21 protein-coding genes are annotated in these 24,364 nt (G+C 73.9%); 3 read left to right on the top strand and 18 right to left on the bottom strand.

Annotated elements, in window-relative coordinates; translation table 11 throughout:
• Positions 1-16 precede the first annotated feature (16 nt).
• The 9 genes from FXF52_RS09580 to FXF52_RS09540 all read right to left on the bottom strand — a co-directional run bounded on the left by FXF52_RS09580 (position 17) and on the right by FXF52_RS09540 (position 9,959).
• Positions 17-1,249: an MCE family protein gene (locus tag FXF52_RS09580; RefSeq protein ID WP_148795572.1), complete on the bottom strand. Its 1,233-nt coding sequence runs from the start codon at positions 1,247-1,249 to the stop codon at positions 17-19.
• Positions 1,246-2,667 (bottom strand): MCE family protein, encoded by a 1,422-nt coding sequence (locus FXF52_RS43820; protein ID WP_148795570.1) that lies wholly within the window; start codon positions 2,665-2,667, stop codon positions 1,246-1,248. Before FXF52_RS43820 ends, FXF52_RS09580 begins: the two co-directional genes overlap by 4 nt.
• 76 nt (positions 2,668-2,743) lie before the next feature.
• A complete protein-coding gene (locus FXF52_RS09570; protein WP_222870457.1) occupies positions 2,744-3,997 on the bottom strand; it encodes an MCE family protein in 1,254 nt (417 codons plus the stop codon).
• Complete coding sequence (locus FXF52_RS09565) at positions 3,997-4,980, bottom strand: MCE family protein (RefSeq protein ID WP_148795568.1); 984 nt, start codon at positions 4,978-4,980, stop codon at positions 3,997-3,999. The genes FXF52_RS09570 and FXF52_RS09565 overlap by 1 nt, the downstream gene beginning before the upstream one ends.
• Entirely contained in the window at positions 4,977-6,011 is a 1,035-nt protein-coding gene (locus tag FXF52_RS09560; protein WP_148795566.1) for an MCE family protein, read from the bottom strand. Before FXF52_RS09560 ends, FXF52_RS09565 begins: the two co-directional genes overlap by 4 nt.
• A complete protein-coding gene (locus FXF52_RS09555; RefSeq protein WP_148795564.1) occupies positions 6,008-7,297 on the bottom strand; it encodes an MCE family protein in 1,290 nt (429 codons plus the stop codon). The genes FXF52_RS09560 and FXF52_RS09555 overlap by 4 nt, the downstream gene beginning before the upstream one ends.
• A 2-nt stretch (positions 7,298-7,299) precedes the next feature.
• A complete protein-coding gene (locus tag FXF52_RS09550; protein WP_148795562.1) occupies positions 7,300-8,103 on the bottom strand; it encodes an ABC transporter permease in 804 nt (267 codons plus the stop codon).
• A gap of 1 nt (position 8,104) precedes the next feature.
• Positions 8,105-8,875, bottom strand: a complete 771-nt coding sequence (locus tag FXF52_RS09545; protein WP_148795560.1) for an ABC transporter permease — start codon at positions 8,873-8,875, stop codon at positions 8,105-8,107.
• A gap of 67 nt (positions 8,876-8,942) precedes the next feature.
• Entirely contained in the window at positions 8,943-9,959 is a 1,017-nt protein-coding gene (locus FXF52_RS09540) for an ABC transporter ATP-binding protein (protein WP_148795558.1), read from the bottom strand.
• Between the two features lie 165 nt (positions 9,960-10,124).
• Here FXF52_RS09540 and shbA point away from each other — a divergent pair, with 165 nt between their 5' ends.
• Entirely contained in the window at positions 10,125-10,703 is a 579-nt protein-coding gene (shbA, locus tag FXF52_RS09535) for an RNA polymerase sigma factor ShbA (RefSeq protein ID WP_148795556.1), read from the top strand.
• A 76-nt stretch (positions 10,704-10,779) separates the two neighbouring features.
• Complete coding sequence (locus FXF52_RS09530) at positions 10,780-11,613, top strand: anti-sigma-D factor RsdA (RefSeq protein ID WP_148795554.1); 834 nt, start codon at positions 10,780-10,782, stop codon at positions 11,611-11,613.
• A gap of 79 nt (positions 11,614-11,692) precedes the next feature.
• Here the strand turns inward: FXF52_RS09530 and FXF52_RS09525 are convergent, their stop codons facing one another.
• Positions 11,693-12,577, bottom strand: a complete 885-nt coding sequence (locus tag FXF52_RS09525; RefSeq protein ID WP_148795552.1) for an SPFH domain-containing protein — start codon at positions 12,575-12,577, stop codon at positions 11,693-11,695.
• A 98-nt stretch (positions 12,578-12,675) separates the two neighbouring features.
• Positions 12,676-13,785: an enolase C-terminal domain-like protein gene (locus FXF52_RS09520; protein ID WP_148795550.1), complete on the bottom strand. Its 1,110-nt coding sequence runs from the start codon at positions 13,783-13,785 to the stop codon at positions 12,676-12,678.
• 235 nt (positions 13,786-14,020) lie between these two features.
• On the opposite strand from FXF52_RS09520, the gene FXF52_RS42440 reads away from it, so the two are divergent.
• On the top strand, positions 14,021-14,233 hold the full coding sequence (locus FXF52_RS42440) for a helix-turn-helix domain-containing protein (RefSeq protein ID WP_255471823.1): 213 nt from the start codon (positions 14,021-14,023) through the stop codon (positions 14,231-14,233).
• A gap of 6 nt (positions 14,234-14,239) precedes the next feature.
• Here FXF52_RS42440 and FXF52_RS09510 read toward each other — a convergent pair whose 3' ends face one another.
• The 7 genes from FXF52_RS09510 to FXF52_RS09480 form a co-directional block, all read right to left on the bottom strand.
• Positions 14,240-16,036 (bottom strand): hypothetical protein, encoded by a 1,797-nt coding sequence (locus tag FXF52_RS09510; protein ID WP_148795546.1) that lies wholly within the window; start codon positions 16,034-16,036, stop codon positions 14,240-14,242.
• 413 nt (positions 16,037-16,449) lie between these two features.
• On the bottom strand, positions 16,450-17,118 hold the full coding sequence (locus tag FXF52_RS09505; protein WP_148795544.1) for a hypothetical protein: 669 nt from the start codon (positions 17,116-17,118) through the stop codon (positions 16,450-16,452).
• A 114-nt stretch (positions 17,119-17,232) separates the two neighbouring features.
• Positions 17,233-18,054, bottom strand: a complete 822-nt coding sequence (locus tag FXF52_RS09500; RefSeq protein WP_148795542.1) for a CoA ester lyase — start codon at positions 18,052-18,054, stop codon at positions 17,233-17,235.
• Positions 18,054-19,247 (bottom strand): CaiB/BaiF CoA-transferase family protein, encoded by a 1,194-nt coding sequence (locus tag FXF52_RS09495; RefSeq protein WP_148795540.1) that lies wholly within the window; start codon positions 19,245-19,247, stop codon positions 18,054-18,056. Before FXF52_RS09495 ends, FXF52_RS09500 begins: the two co-directional genes overlap by 1 nt.
• Complete coding sequence (locus tag FXF52_RS09490) at positions 19,244-21,394, bottom strand: alpha/beta hydrolase-fold protein (protein WP_148795538.1); 2,151 nt, start codon at positions 21,392-21,394, stop codon at positions 19,244-19,246. Before FXF52_RS09490 ends, FXF52_RS09495 begins: the two co-directional genes overlap by 4 nt.
• Positions 21,391-23,424 carry an SUMF1/EgtB/PvdO family nonheme iron enzyme gene (locus FXF52_RS09485; protein WP_222870456.1) on the bottom strand — a complete coding sequence of 678 codons (2,034 nt, stop codon included), beginning with the start codon at positions 23,422-23,424 and terminating at the stop codon, positions 21,391-21,393. The genes FXF52_RS09490 and FXF52_RS09485 overlap by 4 nt, the downstream gene beginning before the upstream one ends.
• The gene (locus tag FXF52_RS09480; protein ID WP_148795536.1) at positions 23,421-24,359 is read right to left on the bottom strand and encodes a ribokinase; all 939 of its coding nucleotides are present in this window, start codon (positions 24,357-24,359) and stop codon (positions 23,421-23,423) included. The genes FXF52_RS09485 and FXF52_RS09480 overlap by 4 nt, the downstream gene beginning before the upstream one ends.
• Between the last annotated feature and the right edge of the window lie 5 nt (positions 24,360-24,364).

The raw sequence follows: 24,364 nt of genomic DNA, 5'->3' as shown, positions 1-24,364 counted from the left end.
TCCTCCGGTACGCCGGTCACGGGGTCAACCCGGCGAGCAACAGCTGTTTCCAGGACTGGTCACCGGCCGTCCGGTACTGGCCGCCGGTCCCGCCGAACTGCAGCGGTCGCCCGTCGGAGCCGAGCACCAGTCCGGTCGCCGGGTCGTAGCCGGCGTTAGCCCCCTGGTCGGGCGGTGGCGCCGGCTCCCGGCCGGACGGTCGCGGCGCGTTCTGGGCTCCGCGTACGCTCGCCCCCGACGCGCGTTCCTTGCCGCTGCACCGGGTGCTGCCGCCCCGGTAGACGCAGGACGGCGGATCGCTCACGTTGAGCACGAGCCCGAGGTGCGCGGTGCCGTCGCCCGGGGTGACGGTGAAGCCGCCCGCCACGACGACCGGGTATTCCACCAGCAGCTGTTCGATGCCGGGCAGCCGGCGGGCGGCGATCCCGTTGACGGTGATCAGGTTGCCGAGCAGTGTGCCGATGGTCGGGTCCAGTCCGCGGAGCAGCGCCCGCAACTCGGCACCGGCCGGCGGCCCGTTCGCGAGCAGCCGCCGCAGGTCGGGGTCGGCGGCGCGGAGGGTGGCGGCCAGCTCGGCGAGCCCCGCCGACCACCGGCGCAGCGCCTCGGCGGACTCCGCCTGGGTGGTGAGCACGGTCCGGCCGTCGCGGATCAGCGCCAGCGTCTCGGGCAGCCGGGCGTCGGCGTCGGCGAGCAGTGCGTCGCCCGCGTCGAGGATCCGGGCCAGGGCCTGCTCGTTGCCTTCGAAGGCGGTGCCGAGTTCGGTGATCAGCACGGTCAGGTCGTCCGGGTTGACCGAGCGGACCAGGGCGTCGAGGTTGGTCAGGAGCGTCTCCGGGGCGAGTGGGACGCCGGTGCGGTCGACCGGGATCACCGCCCCGTCGGCGAGGAAGGGGCCCCCGTCGCGTTCGGGCCGCAGATCGAGGTACTGCTCGCCGACCGCGGAGCGTTGGGTGACGACGGCGCGCAGCGCGTCGGGCACCCGTACCCCACGGTCGATCCGCAGGTCGGCGCGCACGCCGTCGGAGCGCAGGTGGACGCCGGTGACCCGGCCGACGGGTACGCCACGGTAGGTGACGGGGGCGTTGGCGAAGATGCCACCGGCCCTGGCGAGGTCGACGTGTACGACGTAGCCGTTGCCGAGCAGCCGGTCCCCGATGCCGACGTAGCGGATCCCGACGTAGCCGATGCCGAGCGCGCTCACCAGGAGGAAGGCGAGGACCTGCAGTTTCGCCGTGCGTCCGATCACGGGATCAGCCCTCCTCCCAGGATGTCGGTAAGGCCGCCGATCTGGCCGGTGATGGCGCCGGTCAGCGGCAGCACGCAGTCGGCCGTCAGCACGGTGTCGGGCGGCAGTTTCGTGCCGGCGGGGAACGCCGTGCCGGCCGGCACGATCCCCGTGGGCACGAGCAGTCCGCCGATGGGCACCGTGGAGCCGGGTTTGAGCAGGAGGCAGCCCTCCGGCAGCCCGCACTCCTTGGGTGGGGTCCAGGTCGCCGGGAAGTTCTTCAGATCCGGCAGGCACTTGGTCAGCGGTAGCTCGGGGAGGCCGGGGAGGGCGGGCAGACCGGGGAGGCCGCCCGGTAGGGCCGGGGAACCGCCGGTGGCGGGCGGCCGAGGCGCGGCGGGAACGGTGGGCCGGGTGGCCGGCCGGGCCGGTGCCGGCGCGGCGGCGACCAGGTTGGACAGGATGTTGGCCGCGTCCAGGTCGGCGGTGATCGCCAGGTTGACGAAGTCGCCGACGATCGCGCCCTCCACGTTGGGCGGGAACGGGTACGACAGCATGAACTCCAGCGACTTCGGCAGGTTGTCGCCGGCCCGGGCGAGCTGCTCGAGGATCGGCTGCAGCGCCCGTACGCTGGCCACGGTGTCCTGCCGGCTGCGGTTGACCACCCGCGTGCCGACCTTGCCGAGTTCCCCGAGGGCGGTCAGCGCCTTGGTGAGCTGCTCGCGCTGCTCGGCCAGCACGGTCAGACCGGGAGCGAGGGAGTCGAGGGCATCGCCGACGACCTGCCGTTGCCGGTTGAGCCGGCCGGTCAGCCGGTCGAGCGCCTCGATGGCGCGGACGATGTCCGTCTTCTGCCGGTCCAGGCCGCCGATGAAGGTGTCGAGCTGCTGCAGGGTGTCCCGGAGCACGGGCTCGCGACCGTCGAGGGCTTTGGCCAGCTCCTGGTTGATGGTCCGGAGTTGGGCCAGGCCACCGCCGTTGAGCAGCAGGCCGAGGGCGGCGAGAACCTCCTCCACCTCCGTGCCGCGGGTGGTGCGGGACAGCGGGATGAGGTCGCCGTCGGCCAGCTGGCCGCGGGCCGGCTCGGTGGGCGGCCGCGCCACGGTCACGTACTTCTCGCCGAGCAGGCTGCTCTGGCGTACGGCCGCGGTGGCGTTGGCGGGCAGCCGCACCCCGCGGTCGATGCGCAGCCGGACCCGGGCGTGCCAGCCGGACAGGGAGATCTTCTCCACACTGCCGACGGTGACGTCGTCGACCTTCACGGCGGCCTGCGGCACGAGGTCGAGCACGTCGGTGAACTCGGCGGTGACGGTGTAGCCGTCACCGGCCGGCTTGCCGCCGGGCAACGGCAGGTCGGCGACCTCGGGGAGGCCGCAGCCGGCGGGCAGCAGGGCCACCGCGAGCGCGCCGGTCAGCAGGCGGAGCAGCCGCACGCTCATGCCGCCACCTCGCTTCGCTCCGTGCCGTCATGAGGCACCACCGCGCTGTGCCGATGATTCGCTCGCTGACGCTCGCTCATGCCGGCCCTCGCAGGATGCCGCCGAGCGTGGGGTCGCTCGTGGTGGTGGGGAGGCCGCCCGGCGCCTCGTCGGGGATCGGCGCACCGGGGGAGCTGATTGGAGGGTTTCCCGGTGAGGACCCGCCGGTCGCCGGGGCGCCGGGCGGCAGCTTGATCAGCTTGCGCAGCTGGTCGGTCATGGGCAGGCCGCGGGAGTGCAGCGTCTGCGCCAGGGCGGTGCACTTCGCCGGCACCTCGGAGGCGGGGAGCTGGCCCGCCATCAGGGAGCAGACGAACGTGGCCGGGTCGTAGGGGCCCAGGGCGTTGTCGCGGGTGTCGAGGGTGCCGGAGCGCGGGTTGTAGGCGAGGCTGAGGTTGCTCACGGCGAGCGGCGTCACGTCGAGGATGTCGATGAGCGCCTGCTGCTGGCGGACCAGGACGCGGGTGACATCGGCCAGCCCGGCGACGTTGTCGGTCAGCGCCGCTCGGTTCTGCTTCACGAACGTGGTCACCTCGGCCAACGCGGCCGCGAGGTTGCGCAGCGCGGCGGCCAGTTCCTCCTTCTCCCCCGCGAGCTGCCCGGCGACGTCCGCGAGCTGCTGGTTGAAGCCGCGGACCTGCTGGTCGCTGCTGGCCAGCGCGGTGGTGAAGCGTTGCAGGTTGGCCACCGAGCCGAACAGGTCGCCGCGACCGTCGGAGAGGGTGGTCAGCGCGCGGGAGAGGCCGTCGAGGGTGTCGTGCAGGTTGGCGCCGTTGCCCTCCAGATTGGCCCGGCCGGTGGCCACCAGGCCGGACAGGGCGCCGTCGGCGTTGGCGCCCTCCGGGCCGAGGGTGCGGTTGAACTCGTCCAGCGCCTGGTAGATGTCGTCGATCTCCATCGGCGCCGCGGTACGCGCCAGCGTGATCTCGGCCCCGTCGGCGAGTACGGGACCGCCGGTGAAGGCCGGCGTGAGCTGCACGTACCGGTCGCTGACCACGCTGGGCGGAACGATCACCGCCTGCGCGTCGGCCGGGATGTCCACCTCGGGGTCGTAGCGCATCGCGACGCGGACAGTGCGACCCTGGGGGGTGACGGACTCGACCTCACCGACGCGGACGCCGAGCACCCGCACGTCGGAGCCGGGATAGACGCCCACCGCCTTGGTGAAGTAGGCGACCACCCGCCGCTGGGGTGCCTCGTGGCGCCACAGCACGACACCGACGGCGACGGCGGTCAGCAGCACGGTGGCGGCGGCCAGGGGACGCCGCCAGCGCTGGATCGGACCGGGCATCAGCGTCCTCCCGTAGAGGGCAGGTACGGCTGGAGCAGACCGTCGACGTACGAGTCGAACCACCGGCCGTTGCCGACCACGTTGGCGAAGGTGGTGACGAACGGTCCCATCCGTCGGATGGTCTGCTCCAGGTCGTCGCGGTTGCGTTGCAGGACGGCGACCACGTCGCGCAGCTTGCGCAGGGCTGGTTCGAGCTGGGCGCGGTTGTCGGCGACCAGCCCGGAGAGCTGGGTGGCGAGCTCGTCGGTGCCGACCAGAAGCTGGTGGATGGCGTCGCGGCGGCGGCTGACCTCGGCGAGCAGCTTCTCGCCGTCGGCGACGAGCTTGCGGAACTCCTCGTCGCGCTGCGCGAGCACGCCGGTGACCTCGCGGGCCCGGGCGAGCAGCGTACGCAGTTCGGCGTCCCGGCTGGCGACGGTGCGCGACAGCCGGGACAACCCGGTCAGCGAGGTGCTGACGCTGGCCGGGGTGTCGGCGAAGGTCTCCGACAGCGTGGTGAACGCCTTCGCGAGCTGATCGGTGTCCACCTTGTCGAGGGTGTCGGCGAGCCCGGTGACGGCCTGCACCACGTCGAACGGCGCGGCGGTGCGGTCCAGGGGGATCTGGGCGCCCTCGGGCAGCTTCCCGGGGCCGGCCGGGGACAGCGCGAGGTACTTCTGCCCGAGCACCGTCTTGATGCGGATGGTGGCGCCGGTGTCCCGGCCGAGCCGTACGCCGTCGTCGTCGACCCGGAAGCGCACCCGCACGTACGGCTGGGTGCCGTGGGCCAGGTCCACTCCGGTCACCACGCCGACCCGGACGCCGGCCACCCGGACCTCGTTGCCGGTGGCAAGGCCGCTGGCGTCGTGGAAGGCGGCCTGGTAGCCCCGACCGGTGAGTGCGGCCAGCCGGTCGAACTGGAAGGCGCCGAGCAGGGCGGCGAGGATCACGGCCAGCCCGACCGCGCCGACGACGACGGGATTGCGTTCGCGGAAGGGTTTCATCGGCTGCCTCCGGTGGCGCAGCGGGCCGCGGTGGCGCTGACGGTGGCCGGGTTGAGCGGTGCCTGCCCGGCGACGGCCACCCGCCCGTCGAAGTCGCAGAGGTAGTAGTTGAACCAGGAGCCGTAGGACGCCACCCGGGTCAGCGACGCGTAGCGCTGGGGCAGCCGGCCCAGGGTGCCGTCGATGACGGCGGAGTTGCGGTCCAGCGTGCCGGCCAACTCGTTCAGGGCGCGCACGTCGGCGGCCAGCGGCGGCCGCACGTCCTGCAGCAGCGAGGAGGTGGTGCTGGTCAGCTCGCCGAGGTTGGCCAGCGCGTCGCCGATCGGGGTGCGGTCGGCGGAGAGGCCGGAGATGAACTGCTGCAACTGGGCGATGCTCTGGTCCAGTTCCCGGTCCCGGCTCGCCAGCGTCCCGAGGACGCTGTTGAGGTTGGTGACCACTCGACCGATGACCGCGTCCCGGTCGGCGAGAGTGTTGGTCAGTGAGGCGGTGCGTTGCAGCAGGCTCGCGACGGTGCCGCCCTCGCCCTGCAGGACCTGGATGATCTCGTAGGCGAGCTTGTTGACATCCTCCGGGTTCAGCGCGGTGAACAGTGGCCGGAATCCGTTGAACAGGACGGTCAGGTCCAGCGCGGGGGTGGTCTGCGCGAGCGGGATGAGGCCGTCGGCGCGCAGCGGGCGGCCGTCGCCCGGTCCCTCGGTCAGCGCGACGTACCGCTGGCCGACCAGGTTCCGGTACCGGATCTTGGCGCGGACGCTGGTCGCCACCGGCACGTCGCGGTCCACGGTGAACGTCACCTCGGCGACCGTGTCGTCGACCACCGCGATGTCGCTGACCTTGCCGACCCGGACGCCGGCGATCCGGACGTCGTCGCCGGGCAGCAGCCCGGTGACGTCGGTGAACCGCGCCCGGTAGGTGACGCCGTCGGGTGGGAACGCGCCCAGGGTCTGCGCGAGCAGCGCGGTGGCCAGCAGCGTCACCACGGCGAAGATCACCAGCTTGATCAGCGAGGAGGCCGTCTTCCCGGTCATCGTGCGTTCACCACCGCTCCGCGCAGCAGCGGCCCCCAGAGCAGGACCGCGATGTCGGGCACCTCCACCGGTGGGGTGCCGGTCAGCCCGCCGACGAGAGGCTTGACCAGCGCGCTCTCCTCACTGGTGCCGGCCCGCCCCATCGCGGCCGGGGCGGGCGCCGCCCCGGAAGATCCGCCCGCGGTGCCGACCGGCAGGAGCGGGTGGGTACGGCTGCCGCCGTAGTCGTACCCGTCGGCGACGGGCACCTCGGGCGCGGGCACGTGCGGGTCGGGCAGGCCGCGGCAGTCGGGGCCGTCGTGGGCGGCGTAGACCGGTTCGTCGCGGCCCCGCTCGTACGGGCCACCGTCGCGGGTCACCTCGAGGGTGATGCGCATCCGCCCGCCGGAGAAGGCCTGCTCGACCCGGGGCTGCAGGGCGACCAGCCCGTCGACCAGGCACGGGTACTCGGGGGCGTAGGTGGCGAACAGCTCCAGCACCGGGCGGCTGACCTGCCCGAGCCGGATGAGCTGGTCGCCGTGCCGGTCGAGGAAGGTCCGGGTGACGTCCGCGGTGTCGGTGGTGTCGGCGAGCAACGCGGCCAGCTGGGTCCGCTGGTCGGTGACCGTGCTGGCGGTGACGGTGACGTCGCGCAGCAGGGAGAGCAGGTCCGGCAGCGCGGCGTCGTAGCTGTCCAGCACGACGGCGAGCTTGCGGACGTCCTCGGCGATGGTGGGTAGCTCGGGGTTGAGCTGGCGCAGGTAGGCGTCGAGCCGGGCGAGGTTCGCCCCGAGCCGGTCGCCGCGTCCCTCCAGCGCGGTGGAGATCGCGCCGAGGGTGGCGGCGAGCTGGTCGGGGCGGATGGCCTGCAGCAGCGGCAACGCCTGGTCGAGCACCCGTTCCAGCTCCACCGCGGTGCGGCTGCGGTCCTGGCTGATGACCGCGCCGTCGCGAATCGGCGCGGCGCTCCCGCCGGACGGTGGAACGAGTTCGACGTACCGCTCGCCGAAGAGGGTCTTGGGCAGCAGCCGAGCGGTCACGTCGGCGGGGATGCGGTCGGTGGTGGCGGGGTCGAGGGCCAGCCGGATGACGGCGCCGTCACCGTCGCTGCGGATCGAACGGACCTCCCCGACCACGACGCCGCGTACCTTGACGTCGGCGCCCTCGAGGAGTTGCAGGCCGGCACGGTCGGCGTGCAGGGTGACCCAGTCGACCGGGGTGAACGCCTTGCGGTACTGCAGCACCGAGGCGGTAAGCGCTACGGCCAGCACGGCGATGAAGACGATGCCGAGGACGCGATGTCTCATGTTCACCCCGCGATCCGCACCGTGGTCGTGGCGCCCCAGATGGCCAGCGACAGGAAGAAGTCGACGACGTTGACGGCGACGATGGCCAACCGGACGGCTCGCCCGACAGCGATGCCCACGCCCGCCGGCCCGCCCTTGGCGGTGTAGCCGTACCAGCAGTGGACCAGCACCACGATCACGCTGAACACCAGCACCTTGCCGAAGGACCAGAGCACGTCCTCCGGCGGCAGGAAGAGGTGGAAGTAGTAGTCGTAGGTGCCAGCGGACTGGTCGAAGTAGACGACCGCGATGGTGCGGGTGGCGAGGTAGCTGGAGAGCAGGCCGATCACGTACAGCGGGATGACCGCGATGAAGCCGGCGATCATCCGGGTGGTGACCAGGAACGGCAGTGAGGGCACGCCCATCACCTCGAGCGCGTCGACCTCCTCAGAGATCCGCATCGCACCGAGTTGGGCGGTGAACCCGCAGCCGACCGTGGCGGACAGCGCCAGCGCCGCCACCAGCGGCGAGATCTCCCGGGTGTTGAAGTAGGCCGAGACGAACCCGGTGAAGGCGCTGCTGCCGATCTGGTCGAGCGCCTGGTAGCCCTGGAGCCCGACCTCGGTGCCGGTGAAGAAGGTGAGGAAGCAGATCACGCCGACGGTGCCGCCGAGCACGGCGAGCGCGCCGGTGCCGAAGCTGACCTCGGCCAGCAGCCGGACCACCTCGCGCTTGTAGCGGCTCACCGTGCGCGGCGTCCAGGCGAAGGCGCGCAGGTAGAAGGCGAGCTGCCCGCCGAGGTCGTCCAGGTAGCGCAGCACGGCCATGTCAGCTTCCCTTCTGCGGTACGACCTGGAAGTACACGGCCGTGACGATGAAGTTCAGCGCGAACAGCAGCATGAAGGTGATGACCACGCTCTGGTTGACCGCGTCGCCGACGCCCTTCGGGCCGCCCTTGGCGGTCATCCCCTTGTAGGAGGCGACCAGCGCCGCGGCGGCCCCGAACAGCACCGCCTTGACCTCGCCGACCAGCAGGTCGGGTAGCTGTCCGAGCGCCTGGAAGCTGGCCAGGTACGCCCCGGGGGTGCCGCCCTGGAGCAGGACGTTGAACGCGTAGCCGCCGGTCACGCCGACGACGCTGACCAGCCCGTTGAGGAGCACGGCGACCAGCATCGAGGCGAGCACCCGGGGCACGACGAGGCGCTGGATCGGGTCGATGCCGAGCACCTGCATCGCGTCCAGTTCCTCGCGGATCTTGCGCGAGCCCAGGTCGGCGCAGATCGCCGAGCCGCCGGCGCCGGCGATGATCAGGGCGGTGACGATCGGGCCGGCCTCGCGGACCACGGCGAGCACCGAGGCGGCGCCGGTGAACGACTGCGCGCCGAGCTGGCGGACCAGCGAGCCGAGCTGGAGGGCGATGACCGCGCCGAACGGGATGGAGACCAGGGCGGCCGGCAGGATCGACACCGAGCTGATGAACCAGGCCTGCTGGACGAACTCGCGTACCTGCACCGGCCGCCGGCCGAGCCCGCGCAGGGTGTCCAGGCAGAACGCGAAGAACTCGCCGGAACGGCGGACGGCGGTCACCGGGGCGCTCATGCCACCGCCCCCCTTCGGTCGGCATCGGCATGAGGCCAAAGCGCACCGAGCCCGCTGATTCGCTCGCTCATCCGGCCACCTCCCGGTGCCGCTCGTCGGCGGCGAGGTGCCGGCCCAGCTCGATGGTGGGTCGTTCCTCGTCCCAGCGGCGGCCCTCGAAGGAACCCGGGGGCGGGGTGACGCCGTGCTCACGGCACCACTGGCCGGGTCGGCGTTCGGCGCGGCGGGGCAGCCCGTCCGAGGGCGGCAGCTGCAGCGGGATGGGCGGCAGCGGCGGCAGCTCCATCCCGGACTCCGCCTCGGCGGCCAGTTCGTCGGCGTCCTTCTCCTCCGCCATGCCGATCGGGCCGATCCGCTGGGCGTTGAGGAACTGCCGGACCACCGGCTCGGTGCTGGACAGCAGCATCTCCCGCGGCCCGAACATGGCCAGGTGCCCGTGGTAGATCAGGCCGATGTTGTCGGGCACCGTGCGGGCCGTGTTGATGTCGTGGGTGACGATCAGGAACGTCGCGTCGGTGCTCTGGTTGAGGTCGATGATGAGCTGGTTGAGGTAGGCGGTGCGCACCGGGTCCAGCCCGGAGTCCGGCTCGTCGAAGAGGATGATCTGCGGGTCGAGGACGAGCGCCCGGGCCAGGCCGGCCCGCTTGCGCATGCCGCCGGAGATCTCGCCGGGCAGCTTCTTCTCCGCCCCGACCAGGCCCACCATCTCCAGCTTCTCGCTGACGACGGCGCGGATCTGCGACTCGGACTTGCGGGTGTGCTCACGCAGCGGGAACGCCACGTTGTCGTAGATGTTCATCGAGCCGAACAGGGCGCCGTCCTGGAACAGCACGCCGAACAGCTTGCGCACCTCGTACAGGTCGCGTTCGGACAGCCGCGGCAGGTCCCTGCCCTCGATCAGGATGGAGCCCCGGTCGGGTCGCAGCAGCCCGACCAGGGTCTTGAGGAACACGGACTTCCCGGTGCCGGAGGGTCCCAGCAGGACGGAGATTTCCCCGGCGGGCAGGTTCAGCGTGATGTCCGACCAGACCGGCTGGCCGCCGAACGACTTGGTCAGCCCCTGCACGGCCACCTCGACGCCCACTGATCCCTCCCCTCTCCGTCGCTGCCTGACACATCGGCGCGCCAGTGGAGAACGCAACAACTTCTTTCCGGTGCGTCTTCGTCACAAACCGTGAGCTAGGAAATTTGAGCGATGCTCGATACCGTGCCGGTAACCCGCCGGTAACGAAGGTGCGTCGCGACCGACATGACAGTGATCCAGCAGCCAGAACTCGTCCGCCGGGCCGCCGCGGGCGACCCGGCGGCCACCGCGACGCTGCTCACCGACGTGCGCCCCGGCCTGGTCCGATACTGTCGGGCCCGGCTGGGCCGGGTCGGCGGGGCGTACACCACCGCCGACGACGTCGCCCAGGAGGTGTGCGTGGCGGTGCTGCGCGCCCTTCCCCGCTACCGCGAACAGGGCGTCCCGTTCGCCGCGTTCGTCTACGGGATCGCTGCGCACAAGGTGGCCGACGCGCAACGCGCGGCAATCCGGGATTCGGCGGTCACCCCCACCGACGCACCGCTGGAGCAGCCCGACGCCGCGCCCGGGCCGGAGCAGCAGGCGATGGCGAGCGATCTGGCCCGGCGGCTGTCCGCGCTGCTGGACCGGCTGCCCGACGTCCAGCGCGAGATCATCCTGCTGCGCGTCGCGGTCGGCCTGTCCGCCGACGAGGTGGGCACGATCGTCGGCATGACGGCCGCCGCCGTCCGGATGGCCCAGTCCCGCGCCCTCGCCCGGCTCCGTACCCTTGCCGGAGGTTCCCTGGACGAGGTGGCGGCATGAGCGAGCGTCAGCGAGCGAATCGTCAGCTCAGCGCGGAATTGCCTCATGCCGGCGCCGAGCGGAGCGGGGTGACGGCATGAGCGGGCGGACGCCGAGCGGCGGCGAGGCGATGGACCTGGAGGTCCTCGCCCGCGACGACGCGCTGCTCGACGCGCTGGGTCGGGGTGAGCCGGCCCCGGCCGGCGACGAGCTGGCCGAGCTGTTCGCCGCCTGGCACGCCGACGTCGTCGACGGCGCTCCCGCCGAAATCCGTCCGGCCGCGCCGACCGCCGAGCCCGCCGAGCCCACGTCGCCGCCGGCACGTCCGGCCCGGACCCGGCGACCGCGCCCCTGGACCGTACGCCTCGCGGCGGCCGCGGTCGCGCTGCTCGCCCTGGGGTCCGGGCTCGGGATCGGCAGCCGCAACGCGGCGCCGGACAGCCCGCTGTGGTCGCTGACCAAGCTGCTCTATCCGCAGCAGGCCGAGGTGCGGGACATCGAGGACAGCATCGACCGGGCCCGCGCGGCGCTGGCCGACGGCCGCTTCGACGAGGCCCAGCAGCTCGTCGACCGGGCGCGCGGCGACCTCGAGAAGATCACCGACGCGGCAACCGTGGCCCGGCTGCGCGCCGGGCTCGACGCCCTGACGCGGGAGCTGACCGCGGCCCGGGCGGAGGTCCGGCCGACCGCGGTGCCGACCTCCCCCGCGCCGGGCGGCCGACCGACGACCCCCGCCGCTCGCCCGGGCACCGGCGCGTCGGCCCCGCAGCCCCAGCCGTCCCGGCCGCCGACCTCCACCTCGACCTCGCCGGGCGGCTCCGCGAGCGACACCGGCAAGCCCCTGCTGCCGCTGCCCAAGCTGCCGCTGCCGCCCTCGCCCAGCCTGTCGCCGCTGCTGCCCGGGCTGCCCCTGCCCACGCTGCTGGACTGACTGCGGAGCCGGGGCGGCCGGCCCGCGCCTGCCGGTGGCCCCGGCGGGACAGCGCGGGGCCACCGGCGGCGGTCCGCGGTCAAGGCTGCGGCCGGTGCCCGTCCCCCTCGGCGGCCGCGGCGACGCGTTCCGTGGTCGGGCCGAGCGCCGGGGGCTGCTCCGTCGCTCCCGCCCCACCTTGGGCCACCTGCTCGCGGCCCCGCCGCCCGTACTCCTGGAAGAACTGCAGCAGCTCCACCGGGAACGGCATGACCAGGGTGCTGTTCTTCTCCGCCGCCACGTCCACCACGGTCTGCAGCAAGCGCAGCTGGTAGGCCCCGGGCGTGTTCGCCATCGCCCGGGAGGCGTCGGCGAGCCGGCGGGAAGCCTGGAACTCGCCGTCGGCGGCGATCACCCGCGCCCGCCGTTCCCGCTCCGCCTCGGCCTGCCGGGACATCGACCGCTTCATTCCCTCGGGCAGCGACACGTCCTTGACCTCGACCCGCTCGATGAGCAGGCCCCACGGCTTCTCCGTGGGCGCGTCGATGACGGCCTTCAGCTCGGCGTTGATCTTGTCCCGGTCGCGCAGCAGGGTGTCGAGGTCGGCCTTGCCGATCACCGAACGCAGCGCGGTCTGCGCCACCTGGAGCACGGCCGAGGGATAGTCCCGCACGTTGACCAGGACCTTCACCGGGTCGACCACCCGGTAGTAGACGACCGCGTCGACGGTGAGCGTGACGTTGTCGCGGGTGATGACACCCTGCGCGGGCACCCCGATCACCGTGGTCTGCATGCTGACCCGCACCATCCGGTCCGCGATCGGTACGATCAGGTGGAAACCGGGCTGCCGGATCCGCTCCAGCACGCGACCGAAGCGGAACACCACGCCGCGCTGATACTGCTGCACCAGCCGGACGCTCAGCGACAGCACGATCAGCGCGAGCACGACGACGATCACCACTGCGACGATGGCGGCGACTGCCATGGTCCCCCTCGATCCCGGAGGCGCCCGCCTCCCGGCGCCGCGGCTACCCGTTCCGCCGCCGTTCAGTCCTGCCCGATCGGGGTGCGGACGGGCGGATGTCACCCGATCCGGTACGACGCCGCCGCGGACTCGTCGAACCGCAGCCCGTGCCCGGGCACCGAGAGGTCGGGCCGGAGCAGGCCGCCCGGCTCGGGCGTGACGGTGCCCTGGAAGAACATCGACTCGATGCGGACGTGGTCGTGGAACCACTCCAGGTGCCGCAGGTTGGGCGTCGCGGCGGCGACGTCGAGGTGCAGGTGCGGGGCGCAGTGGCCGGAGAGCTGGAGGTTGTCCGCAGCGGTCACCGCGGCCACCCGCTGCCACTCGGTGATGCCGCCGCACCGGGAGACGTCCGCCTGCAGGCAGTCCACCGCGCCCGCCCGGACCATCGCGGCAAAGTAGGGCAGGTGGTAGCCGTACTCCCCGGCGGCGACGTCGGGGAGTACGGCGTCGCGCACCTGCCGCAGGCCGGCCAGGTCGTCGGAGGAGACCGGCTCCTCGTACCACCGCACGTCCTGGTCGGCCAGCGCCCGCCCCACCCGGATCGCCTGTTTGCGCTGGTAGCCACCGTTTGCGTCGACGTACAGCTCGGCATCCGGGCCAATGATCTCCCGCGCCCGGGCGACCCGGGCCAGGTCGCGCTCGACGCGGGTCCCCCACGACTCGCCGATCTTCATCTTCACCCGCGGGATGCCCAGCTCGTGCACCCAGTGGGTGAACTGGGCGCGCAGCTGAGCCTCGTCGTAGGTGGTGAAGCCGCCGCTGCCGTAGACCGGCACGGCCTCCCGGGCCAGGCCGAGCAGCCGGGCCAGGCGGATCCCGAGCAGCCGGGCCTTGAGGTCCCACAACGCCACGTCGACGGCGGAGATGGCGTAGGCGGCGACGCCGGGGCGGCCCACGTTGCGGACGGCCGCCTGCATGGCCTGGTAGCTGCCGGGAACGTCGACCGCGTCGCGCCCGGTCACCACCCCGGCCAGCAGTTCGTTGACCAGCTCGCCGGCGGCGGCCGCCGCGTACGTCCAGCCGGTGCCCACCTCGCCGCCCGCCCGGACCTGGACCAGCACCACGGTGGTGCCGCCCCAGGCCGCGGTGCCATCCGCCTCCGGGGCGTCGGTGGGGACCCGGTACGCCCCGGCGGTCACTTGGTCGACCGCGGAGTCACCCCGCACGGCGGGCCTGCCGGCGCGGTGTCACGGCACGGCCCGGGCCCCGGGCCCCGAGCCAGGAGTGAAGGACTGACGAGGTGATACGCATGGGCCACGGATACCGCGGATCACCGGGACGCAAACCCGGTGCCGGACCCCCACCTCCCGGCGTGTAGTCTCCGCCGTCGATGACCGCGGCGTACCCGTGGAAGGCGCCGGTCATGGCGGTGAGCCAGGGTGCGGCCAGGGGCTGCCGGGCGTGAGCGAGAAGATGCTGATCCAGCATCTGCGGGAGCTGGAGGAGGACGGGCTCGCGCACCGTGAGGTGTGCCGGGAGGTCCCGCCGAAGGTCGAAAATTCCCTGACCGAGCTCGCCGTCACCCTCAACACCCCGCTGGCCTCGCTCGGGGAGTGGGGGACCGAACGGATCCGCCGCATCGGCGCGGAGAAGGTCCCGGTGGACGTGGCGTGAGGCCGGTCAGGTCCGGAAGCGGCGGGCCGCGGGGACGCCCCGCGGCGGCGCCTGGCGCAGCAGCCAGGTCGGGTTGCTGACGCCGACGATCGCCCCGTCCCGCCCCCGGACCTGGGTGCGGACGTACGCCCCGACGCCCGGCTCGACCCGCAGATCGTGCCAGCCCGATCGGAGCTGGCGGGCAGGGACCGTGCTGGTGCGGGTCGCCGGGGTCGGGTCGGCGAGGCCGGCCAGGTCCGCCGTGCCGGTGACCACCTCCAGCGAACCGCCGGCCGGCAGGTCGCTGGCACGCAGGCGCAGTGTCAGCTCGGCGGCGTCGGTGAGCAGCACGCCGCCCATCGCGGTCCGGCCGCCGACCTCGATGTCGAGGGCGCCGCGGTAACGGGCCAGGTCGGTGAACCAGGCCTGCCCGGCGCGCAGCGCCGCCACCAGGGCGTCCCGGTCGGTGGCGCTCGCCCAGACGTACGTGAGGTGGCGCTCCTTCCCCGCCCGCCAGTCGGTGCCGTCGTGGTCGTCGGTGACCCCGACCGCGGTGACCGGGACCGCGTTGCGGGCCGCCACGTCGTACGCCCAGAGGTGATCGTCCAGCGGCGCGCGACCGATTTCGATCAGGTCGACGCCGAGCGCGTTCCGGTCCACCAGCAGCCGCGCCAGCGAGTCCCGCCGCTCCACGTCGAGCGGGTGGTTCCAGCAGACCACACCGCCGTGCGCGTGCAGGAACTCGACCATCCGCTCGGTCTTCGCCACGTCGTTGTCGCGGTACGGCGGCGACGGGAACTCCGGCAGCGTCTGGTCACCGCCGAACCAGTTGAGGTGCCGCACCAGCGACACCTCGTACGCCCGATGGTGGGTGACCTCCGGGAACGCCCCCTCGTACGCCCGCAGCACCTCGGCGCGCAGCTCCTCGCCGGCCTGGCCGGCGCGGCGGGCGCGGTCGAAGACCAGCCGGTCGACGACGAACGCGCCCTGCGCTCCGGCCTGCACGCTGACCCCGAGGCGTAGCCCGCGCAGCGAGTTGTCCCCGGCGACCAGGCCGGGCCAGAGTCGCCGGACGTCCGCCAGCAGGGGCAGGGTGTGCCGCTGCCACTCCCCGGGCCGGGCCGGCAGGTCGACGGTGCCGAACAGCCCGTCGGTGGTGTGCGCCGCGCGCCGGCCGGCGCTGATGCGGTAGCGCAGGACGAGTTGGCCGGCGGGTCGGCCGGGGCCGGCCGGGTGGTGGGAGAGGGCGATCTCGACGATCAGCGCCGCCTGCGGCCCGGACGCCTCGGGCAGCACGTCGAGGTGCAGCGTGGTGTCCGAGATGTTGCCGGTGTGGGTCCAGTTCCACGCCTTGCCGGCGTACCAGAGGATGCCGTCGCCGGTGGCGGTGAGGCGCAGCGCCCTGCCGGGGTCGTCGGGGCTGCGTGGGCGGTCGACGTGGTCGGCGGCGGAGGCGGTGAGCCCGCCCTCGGTGGACGCCTGCCAGGTCCAGGCGAGCCCGCCCTCGGCCTCCTCGACGCCGTCGAAGTGGACGGTGCGCCGGTGGTCGTGGGCGGCCACGCGGAAGTCGTGGTCGGTCCACCAGATGACGTCGACGTCGTTGCGGCGGCCCTGGTCGAGGTGGGCGGCGTAGCTGGCGATGCCCTCACTGAACGAGGCGTGGATGTGCATGGCCATGCTGATCGGACGCCGGCCCCGACTCGGGCTGCCCGGCGTCGTGGCGGAGGTGGCGGCGAGGCCGACGGGCACCCCCACCCCGGCGACCGCGAGGCCGCTGGCGGCGAGGAGCAGACTCCGCCGGTCGAGCCGTGGCCGATCACCCATCCCATTCCCCCTGTCCGCTGCCGGCCGCGCCAGCGTACGGGCGGCATCGGAATGGCGGGATCCGCTGATCGCGTCTGTCGGCTTACGGACCATCGGCCGGCGGCGCCGGCTCCGCGCCGTACAGCCGCAGGACGGCGGCCTGCACCGCGGTGGCCGCCTCGTCGGCAGGCATCCGGCCGGCGGTGACCTCCGCCCAGCCGGCGTGGCCGAGGGCGACGGTGGCGGCGAAGAGCCAGTCCGGGGACGCCTCCGGGTCGAACTCGCCGGCTTGCTGGCCGCGAATGATCAGGCGGGTGAGCCGGTCGTAGACCGGTTGGTGCAGAGCCGCTCACGACCGAGAGCCGCATGGCCCATCAAACCCGGCGAACGTGCCTGGTTACCGCACTAGCTGATCTCCTCGCACGCCTTGCCGCTCACACCGCCGCCGCGGCCCGCATGCGGGCGTACTCGACTTCCATGTCGGGTGGGCCGAAGCCGTAGTTGGCGTAGTCGGCACGCATGTCCTCGATCGCGGGATCGAGCTCGGCCGACGGGCCGCCCTCGGCGAGCAGCACCACCAGCGGCTCCCACATCGCGCCGCCGAAATCGGGTATGCCGCGCAGCGCCTCGAGGTAACGGCCCGGCCGGAGCAGGTCGAGCGCGGTGCGGGCGAGCTTGTCGGCCGCACCGACCAGCAGCGCCGCAGCGTGGTCCAACTCCTCGATCGTCGTCACGGTCGCCGGATACTTGTCAGGGTCCAGGCGCAGGTGGTGGTAACTGCCCTCCGGGCATTGGCGGGTCTCGACGAACCCGATCCGGTAAGACGTAGCGTTTTTGTCCAACGGAATCGGAGGCTGGCCCCAGCGGGCGGCACGCCAGTTCAGGTACTCCCACCACGCAACCGGCACCACACCGATGCTCACGTTGACGAAGATCGTGCCGCCGCCGACGCTGCGCATCACACTCCGTCCGGCATTGACCTGTGCGACGCCGCCGGTCGTGACGACCGACCAGGTCCCGCGAGTGCCGTGGAAGCCCAGCGGCCGCACAACGGCGCCGATCTCCTTGTTCAGCCGGTTCGTCGTCTGCGCGGGAGTGATCATCCGGTACACCGTACCCACCGGAAACCCGGTGAACGTCAATGGACACCGGAGCCTCTCCTCGATCGCGTCTGGATCTCGGTTCGCAGGTGATCTCGTACCGGCACCTGCCGGCGGTCAGGTGGCGTAGCGGGCGGCGAGGTCGACGACCCGGCGGGCGGCGGCCACCATCGCCCGGTCGGCGAACCGCCCGTCGGGCAGCACCACGGTGCCGGAGTCGCGGGTCTGCGCCTCGGCGACGGCGGCGAGCAGTTCCCGGGCCCGGGCCACCTCGTGCTCGGCCGGGCGGAACGCGGCGGCGATCACCGGGAGCTGTCGCGGGTGGATGGCCGACCGGCCGAGGAAGCCGAGCCGCCGGCCGACCGCGCAGGAGGCGGCCAGCCCGTCGAGGTCGGCGACGTTCGCGTACACCGACATGGCCGGCGGCGGCAGGCCGGCTGCGCGGGCCGCGACGACGATCCGGCCGCGGGCCCAGAGCAGGCCGTCGTCGTCGGCGACGCCCAGGTCGGAGCGGAGGTCGGCCTCGCCCAGGCCGAGCGAGGCCACCGCCGGGTGGGCGGCGGCGATCGGGTACGCGGACTCCAGCCCGGCGGCGGACTCGATCAGCGGGTGCAGCGGGGTGTCGACCCGGGCGGCGACGGCCGCGACGGTTGCCGGGGACTCCACCTTGGGCAGGCGCAGCCCGGCCAGGCCCGGCCTGCCGCCGACGGCGGCCAGGTCGGCGTCGACGTCCGGGCCGGTCAGCTCGTTGACGCGGACCTGGACCGGCACCGGCGACGGTTCGGTGAGGAACTCGGCGACGGCGTCCCGGGCGTACGCCTTGCGACCGGCGACGACGGCGTCCTCCAGGTCGAGGATGACCGCGTCGGCGCCGGAGGCGACCGCCTTGGCGAACCGGTCCGGCCGGTCCCCGGGCACGTAGAGCCAGGTCAGCAGCATCAGATCACCCCGCGCTCGCGCAGCGCGGCCAGTTCCGCGTCGGTCAGGCCGAGCGTCCGGAACACCTCGTCGGTGTCCTGGCCGTGGCGTCGACCGGCGTGCCGGATCTCGCCGGGGGTGGCCGACATCCGGAACGGGACGTTCTGCATCCGTACCTCGCCGAGTTCCTCGTCGGGGACGGTGAGGACGGTGCCGAGCGCCGCGTACTGCGGGTCGGTGAGGATGTCGCGGACGTCGTAGACGGGCGCGACGGCCGCCTGGGCCGCCTCGAAGGCGGCCACCACCTCGTCCCGGTCCCGCTGCGCCACCCAGGCGCCGACCGCGGCGTCGAGTTCGTCGGCGTGCGCGGCCCGGCCGGTGCCGGTGGCGAACCAGGGCTCGTCGACCAGTTCGGGGCGGCCGACGAGGCGCATGACCCGCTCGGCGATGCTCTGCGCGCTGGTGGACACGGCCACCCAGCGCCCGTCGGCGCAGCGGTAGGTGTTGCGCGGGGCGTTGTTGTTGGACCGGTTGCCGAGCCGGGGCTGCACGTAGCCGAGCTGGTCGTACCAGGTGATCTGCGGGCCGAGCATCGCCATGATCGGTTCGATGATGGCCAGGTCGACCACCTGGCCCCGGCCGGTCAGGTCGCGGCCGCGCAGGGCCAGCATGACCGCGTACGCGGCGGCGAGCGCGGTGACCGAGTCGGCCAGCCCGAACGGCGGCAGGGTGGGTGGCCCGTCCGGTTCCCCGGTGGCGGCGGCGAAGCCGCTCATCGCCTCGGCGAGGGTGCCGAACCCGGGCCGGGGCGCGTACGGGCCGATCTGGCCGAAGCCGCTGATCCGGGCGATCACCAGGCGCGGGTTGACCGCGTGCAGCTCGGCCGGGCCGAGGCCCCAGCGTTCCAGGGTGCCCGGGCGGAAGTTCTCCACCAGCACGTCGGCGTCGACGAGCAGCCGGCGCAGCAGCTCCGCGCCCTGCGGATCCGACAGGTTGAGCGTGACGGTCCGCTTGTTGCGGCCGAGCACCTTCCACCACAGGCCGACGCCGTCCTTGGCGGGGCCGTGCCCGCGCGACGGGTCGGGTTTGGCAGGGTGCTCGACCTTGACCACGTCGGCGCCGAAGTCGCCGAGGAACGCGGCGGCGAGCGGGCCGGCGAAGAGGGTGGCCAGGTCGACCACCCGGACGCCGTGCAGCGGGGCGGGCGCGGTCATGGTGTTCCCTTCGCCGGGTCGACGGCGGCGAGGAACACGTCGCCGTTGCCGAGGGCGGCGCCGCCCGTGGGGGTGCCGGCGGTGCGGCCGCTGACCAGCAGCCGCCCGTCGGGGGCCAGGGTGGCGTAGCCGTTCTCCTCGCCGAACGGGTCGGCCGCGTCGTCGCGGGCCGTGCCGTACTGCGCGACGGCGAGCTGCCGGCCGCGGGCGTCGAGGCGCAGGGTGAGCACGTCCGCCCCGCCGGCCGGCACGCCGAGCGTGCTGCCGGTGAAGCCGACCACCGCGAGCGAGCCGTCGGCCAGGGCCAGGACGTCGGTGCCGGCGTCCGTGCCGCGCCCGCCGGTGACCGTCCGCCAGCGCTGCGCGCCCTTGCTGGTGTACGCCACGGTCAGCACGTCGCCGGAGGTGGTGCCGGTGGCCACGACCTGGCCGGCGCCGGTGACGGTGACGCCGCCGAGCAGGTCGTCCCCGTCGCCGCCGGCGACGGTGAGCCAGTCGCGGGTGCCGTCGGGGGTGAACCGGGCGAGCCAGCCGTCGGTGCCGCCGAGCGGGGTGGTGCCGGGCAGGGCGGCGGAGGTGCCGCCGGCGACGTAGACGCCGTCGGGGCCGACGGCGACGGCGTACGCCTTGTCCTCGCCGGGGCCGCCGAACTGGCGGGTCCAGGCGAGCGTGCCGTCCGGGGCGACCCGGGCGAGCACGGCGTCCTTGTCGCCGGCGCTGGTGCCGCCGAACGCGCCGCTGGTGTAACCGACGACGTACGCGCCACCGTCCGGGGCGGCGGCGAGGGCGTAGAAGCGGTCGGGCTTGGCCGGGTCACCGGCCTGAATGAGCCAGGCGCGCTGCCCGGTGGCGGTCAGCTTGGCCACGAACCCGTCGTCCGCCGGGCTGCCCGGGTGCCGGTCGTCGAGGTCGCCGCGGGTGTAACCGGCGGTGAGCACACTCCCGTCGGGCAGCGGCACCGTCCCGTAGAGCCGGTCGTTGGCGGCGGTGCCGAACTGGGTGGTCCAGCGGGCGGTGGTGCGGTCGGCGGCGAGCCGGGTGACCACGGCGTCGAGGCCGCCGGCGTACGGCTGGCCGGCGATACTGCCGGACGCCGCGTAGCCGAGGGTGACGTCGCCGTCGGGGTGGGCGGCGACCCCGCCGGCCCAGTCCGCGCCGCCGGTGCCGTGCAGCGGGGCGGGCAGCCCGGCCGGCGGAGTGACGCTCAGGGTGGCGGCGAGGTGGGTGAGGCCGGCGACGAAGGCGGGGCGCCAGACGTCCCAGTCGTGTCCCCCGTCGAGGACGCGGAACTCGGGGGCGAGGCCGTCAGTGCGCCGGATGGTGTTGTAGAGGGTGGCGGCCTCGTAGTCGAGGTCGTGGACGGCGTCGGCCGGGTCCGGGTTGGCCCATTCGTCGTCGCCGACGGCGAGGAACATCCGGACCGGGGACTCCGGGTCGACGCCGGGGAGCAGGGCCGGGTAGTTCAGCCGCCGGTAGACGTCGTCGGAGAAGAGCTGGTCGCCGTCGCCGAAGGCGCCGAACTCGCGGGCCGAGGAGTCGGCCGGCGGCAGCGGCTGGTAGACGGCGGGGCTGAGCACCAGCGCGTTGGCGAAGAGGTCCTGGTGGGCGAGGGCGTAGCGCAGCGCGCCCGCGCCGCCCATCGAGTAGCCGCCGATGAGCCGGGCGTTCCGGTGCGCGGCGGTGCGGTAGGTGGCGTCGACGTGGCTGACGAGGTCGCGGGTGAGTGCGGTCTCCACGGGGCGGCCCGGGTTGTCGGCGCCGGTGTACGCGGAGTCGACGTACCAGCTGCCGCGGCTGCTCCACGGGGCGTCGGGCAGCACGGCGATCACCGGTGGCACCTGCCGGTCGGCGATCAGCCGGTCGAGGTCCGCCTTGATCCGGGTCCACGCCTGCATGGTGTCGCCGCGCCCGTGCAGCAGGTACAGCACCGGGTAGCGGGTGGCGGCCTGCGCGGGGTCGGTGTAGCCGTACGGCAGGTAGACGGTGTAGTCCATGCTGCCGCCGAGGGCCGGTGAGGGGGCGGTGGCGGTGCGGAGCGTGCCGGCCGGATCCTTGGCCGCGACGGCGGTCTCGGGCGCCAGGGCGGTGAGCCCGACGGCGGTCAGCAGAGCGACGAGGACGGCGCAGGTGCGCCAGGGTCTGCTCATCGGTGGGTTCCTTCGGCGGGCAGGTCGGCGGCGCAGCGGAAGCCGATCGAGTCGGAACGGGTGAGGCCGGCGCCGGTGAGCAGCAGCTTCACCGACACCTCGGGCGGTTGCGGGCCGCCGTCGAGGTACCAGTCCGAGCCCTCCGCCCGGTGCGCGCAGCCGCCCTTGAGGATGACGAACCGGGTACGCCCGTCGGAGTGTTCGCTCTCGGTCAGGTTCCACACCAGCGGTTCCCGGCGCGCGAGCAGTCCCGCCTCGGCGGCGACCTGCCACTCGTCCTCGGTGGGCAGCCGCAGCCCGGCCCAGTCGGCGTACGCCCGGGCGTCGGCCAGGTCGACGCCGGTGACCGGGGCGTCGGTGGGTCCCTGCCCGGCGGTGAACCGTTCCGGCCGGACCGGCCGGTAGCCGGTGGCGGCGAGGAAGCGGGCGTACTGGCCGTGGGTGACCTCGTGGGTGTCGATGGCGAAGCGGCCGAGCCGGACTGGGCGGCGCAGGGTGCCGGTGTGGTGCAGGCGCGGCGGCAGCGGCTTCCACTCGTCGACGTAGGGCGCCTCGCCGTACAGGCCGGTCTCCCGGACCCGGTGGCGGACGGTCAGCTCGTGGTGGCCGCCGTCGACGGTGACCATGCCGGCGGGCAGGGCCGCGAGGGGCGACCACGGGGTGCGGGCGCGCACGGCGGCGCGGGCCGGGAAGGAGGGGTCACCGGTCGGCGGCTCGTGCCGCGGCACGGGCGTGTCGGTGGCGGCCACGGCGGCGATCGCCCCGGCGGGCAGCGGCCCGCCGACGGCGACCCGCCCGTCCTCGAGTTCGGTGACGGTCAGCTCGGCGCCGGTGACCAGGTCGACGAAGCGGCCGGGTCGGGCGTCGGTGAGCAGCCAGGGGCCGTCGTGGTCCGCGCCCCGGTTGACCACCGTCCACAGCGGCTGGCCGTCGTGGGTCCAGCGGGAGGCGTACACCTGGCCGGTGCCGGGGTGGTCGGCGAGCGGGACCCAGTCCTCGGCCCGCAGCCACGCCGCGTGGCTGGCCTGCACCCGCCGCATGGCGCGCAGCACGGCCTTGTCCCGGTCGTTCCAGCCGACCCAGACACCGAAGACGCTCTCCCAGACCAGCACGCCGCAGCCGTTGAGCCAGGCGGAGTGCAGCTCGTCGAGGTGGCTGCGGTGCCAGCGGCGGGTGTGGTGCAGGACGTGCCGCCGCTCGAACCACTTGGCCCGCAGCACGCCGGGCACGTCGGAGTCGGCGAACCACTGCGCCCAGGACATGGCGTGGTCGGCGATCCGGGCCAGCGGCACCCGGCTCTCGCCCTCGAGGACCAGGCCGGGGCGGACGGCGTCGAGGGTCTTGCGCAGCTCGCCGGCGCCCTCCTTGAGGGTGTCCAGGAAGACCCCGTCGACGCCGAGGGTGGCGGCCAGCGCGGCGACCTCCTCCGCGTCGGTGCCGGCCTGCCGCCGGGTGCCGGTGTCCCACGGGTTGTAGTCGACGAACACCCGCACCCCGTGGGCCTGGAACGCGCGGACCACGTCGGGCAGCTCGGGGACGTCCCGGTACCAGTCGAACTGGTTGCGCGCGTCCAGCCCGATCAGCGGGTACGCGTGCCAGAGCACCACCCCGTCGAAGCCGCCGAAGTCCCGGCGGGCCGCGTCAAGGAACGCGTCGACGGTGAACACGCCCCGGTCGTGGTCGTAGAGGGTCTCGTCCCACAGCCAGGCGAGGCAGACGGTGAAGCAGTCTCCGGTGATCTCGTCGTAGTGCTCGCCGGTGTAGGCGAGCCGGGCCCGGGCGTCGGCCCGCCAGCGGGTGAGCTGATCGCGCCAGGCGGGCCAGTCGGCCGGGTCGTCCGGGGCGGCGAAGATCTTCGCCTCGTCCAGGCTGGTCAGGTCGGCGTGCCCTCCGAGCGGCACCTCGGTGGGCCGGTCGATGGGGCGCGGGACGTACGGGTTGAAGCTCACGCCGCCGCCTGCCCCGCGGTCGGCCCCGGCAGGCGGCTCGACCGTGCTGGGCTTGCTGGTTCGCTCGCTACGCTCGTTCACTCTTCCGCTCCGTAGGTCGCGGCGTACAGTGCGTCAATGGCGGCCCGGTCGGGCAGCGCGGTGGACGCGCCAGGACGTTGGGCGCAGGCCGCCCCGGCGGCGCACGCCCAGCGCAGCACGGCCGGCGCGGTGGTGGCGGTGAGGGTGCCGCCGCGTTCGGCGAGGGCGACCGCGAGGGCGCCGGTGAACGCGTCGCCGGCCGCGGTGGTGTCCACCGCGTCGATCGCCGGCGGGGGCACCTGCAGGCGGGTGCCGTGCCGGTCGGCGTAGGCGGCGCCGCGGGCGCCGAGCGTCAGCACCACCCGGGGCACCAGCGTCACCAGCGCGTCGAGCAGGGCGGCGGGCTCGTCGACGAACATCCCGGCGACGACGGCCGCCTCGTGTTCGTTGACCACCAGCACGTCGACGAGGTCGAGCAGGTCGTCGGGGAGCGGGCGGGCCGGGGCGGCGTTGAGCACCACGGTGGTGGCCTCGGCGCGGGCCCGGTCGGCGGCCTGGGTGACGGCCGCCAGCGGCACCTCGAGCTGGAGCAGCAGCACGTCGGCCGCGCCGACCGCCGCCCGGTCGGCGGAGTGCAGGTCGGTCAGGGCGGCGTTGGCGCCGGGGGCGACGACGATGCAGTTCTCCGCCGCGTGGTCGACGGCGATCAGCGCGACGCCGGAGGGTCCGTCGACGGAGCGCAGGCCGCGCACGTCCACGCCGGCGGCGGTCAGGTTGTCCCGCAGCTGCACCCCGAAGTCGTCGGCGCCGACCGCGCCGATGAAGGCGCAGTCCGCGCCGGCCCGGGCGGCCGCGACCGCCTGGTTGGCGCCCTTGCCACCGGGCACGGTGCGGAAGTGGTCACCGAGCACCGTCTCGCCGGGCTTGGGCAGCTGCGGTGTGGTCACCACCAGGTCCAGGTTGGCGCTGCCGACCACGATCACCCGTGCGCTCACGCCGC

This window comes from Micromonospora sp. MP36 (genome assembly GCF_008119785.1).
In the GTDB taxonomy this organism is placed as follows: Bacteria; Actinomycetota; Actinomycetes; order Mycobacteriales; family Micromonosporaceae; genus Micromonospora.
The sequence above is the reverse complement of the archived record's forward strand: the minus strand, read 5'-3'. Positions and strand labels throughout refer to the sequence as shown.

What these genes read in the sequence shown, in the direction of transcription:
- FXF52_RS43820 (WP_148795570.1), bottom strand. Translation starts at nt 2,667, where the DNA reads ATGAGCGTGCGGCTGCTCCGCCTGCTGACCGGCGCGCTCGCGGTGGCC.
- FXF52_RS09570 (WP_222870457.1), bottom strand. Translation starts at nt 3,997, where the DNA reads ATGCCCGGTCCGATCCAGCGCTGGCGGCGTCCCCTGGCCGCCGCCACC.
- FXF52_RS09565 (WP_148795568.1), bottom strand. Translation starts at nt 4,980, where the DNA reads ATGAAACCCTTCCGCGAACGCAATCCCGTCGTCGTCGGCGCGGTCGGG.
- FXF52_RS09560 (WP_148795566.1), bottom strand. Translation starts at nt 6,011, where the DNA reads ATGACCGGGAAGACGGCCTCCTCGCTGATCAAGCTGGTGATCTTCGCC.
- FXF52_RS09555 (WP_148795564.1), bottom strand. Translation starts at nt 7,297, where the DNA reads ATGAGACATCGCGTCCTCGGCATCGTCTTCATCGCCGTGCTGGCCGTA.
- FXF52_RS09550 (WP_148795562.1), bottom strand. Translation starts at nt 8,103, where the DNA reads ATGGCCGTGCTGCGCTACCTGGACGACCTCGGCGGGCAGCTCGCCTTC.
- FXF52_RS09545 (WP_148795560.1), bottom strand. Translation starts at nt 8,875, where the DNA reads ATGAGCGCCCCGGTGACCGCCGTCCGCCGTTCCGGCGAGTTCTTCGCG.
- shbA (WP_148795556.1), top strand. Translation starts at nt 10,125, where the DNA reads ATGACAGTGATCCAGCAGCCAGAACTCGTCCGCCGGGCCGCCGCGGGC.
- FXF52_RS09530 (WP_148795554.1), top strand. Translation starts at nt 10,780, where the DNA reads ATGAGCGGGCGGACGCCGAGCGGCGGCGAGGCGATGGACCTGGAGGTC.
- FXF52_RS09525 (WP_148795552.1), bottom strand. Translation starts at nt 12,577, where the DNA reads ATGGCAGTCGCCGCCATCGTCGCAGTGGTGATCGTCGTCGTGCTCGCG.
- FXF52_RS09510 (WP_148795546.1), bottom strand. Translation starts at nt 16,036, where the DNA reads ATGGGTGATCGGCCACGGCTCGACCGGCGGAGTCTGCTCCTCGCCGCC.
- FXF52_RS09505 (WP_148795544.1), bottom strand. Translation starts at nt 17,118, where the DNA reads ATGATCACTCCCGCGCAGACGACGAACCGGCTGAACAAGGAGATCGGC.
- FXF52_RS09500 (WP_148795542.1), bottom strand. Translation starts at nt 18,054, where the DNA reads ATGCTGCTGACCTGGCTCTACGTGCCCGGGGACCGGCCGGACCGGTTC.
- FXF52_RS09495 (WP_148795540.1), bottom strand. Translation starts at nt 19,247, where the DNA reads ATGACCGCGCCCGCCCCGCTGCACGGCGTCCGGGTGGTCGACCTGGCC.
- FXF52_RS09490 (WP_148795538.1), bottom strand. Translation starts at nt 21,394, where the DNA reads ATGAGCAGACCCTGGCGCACCTGCGCCGTCCTCGTCGCTCTGCTGACC.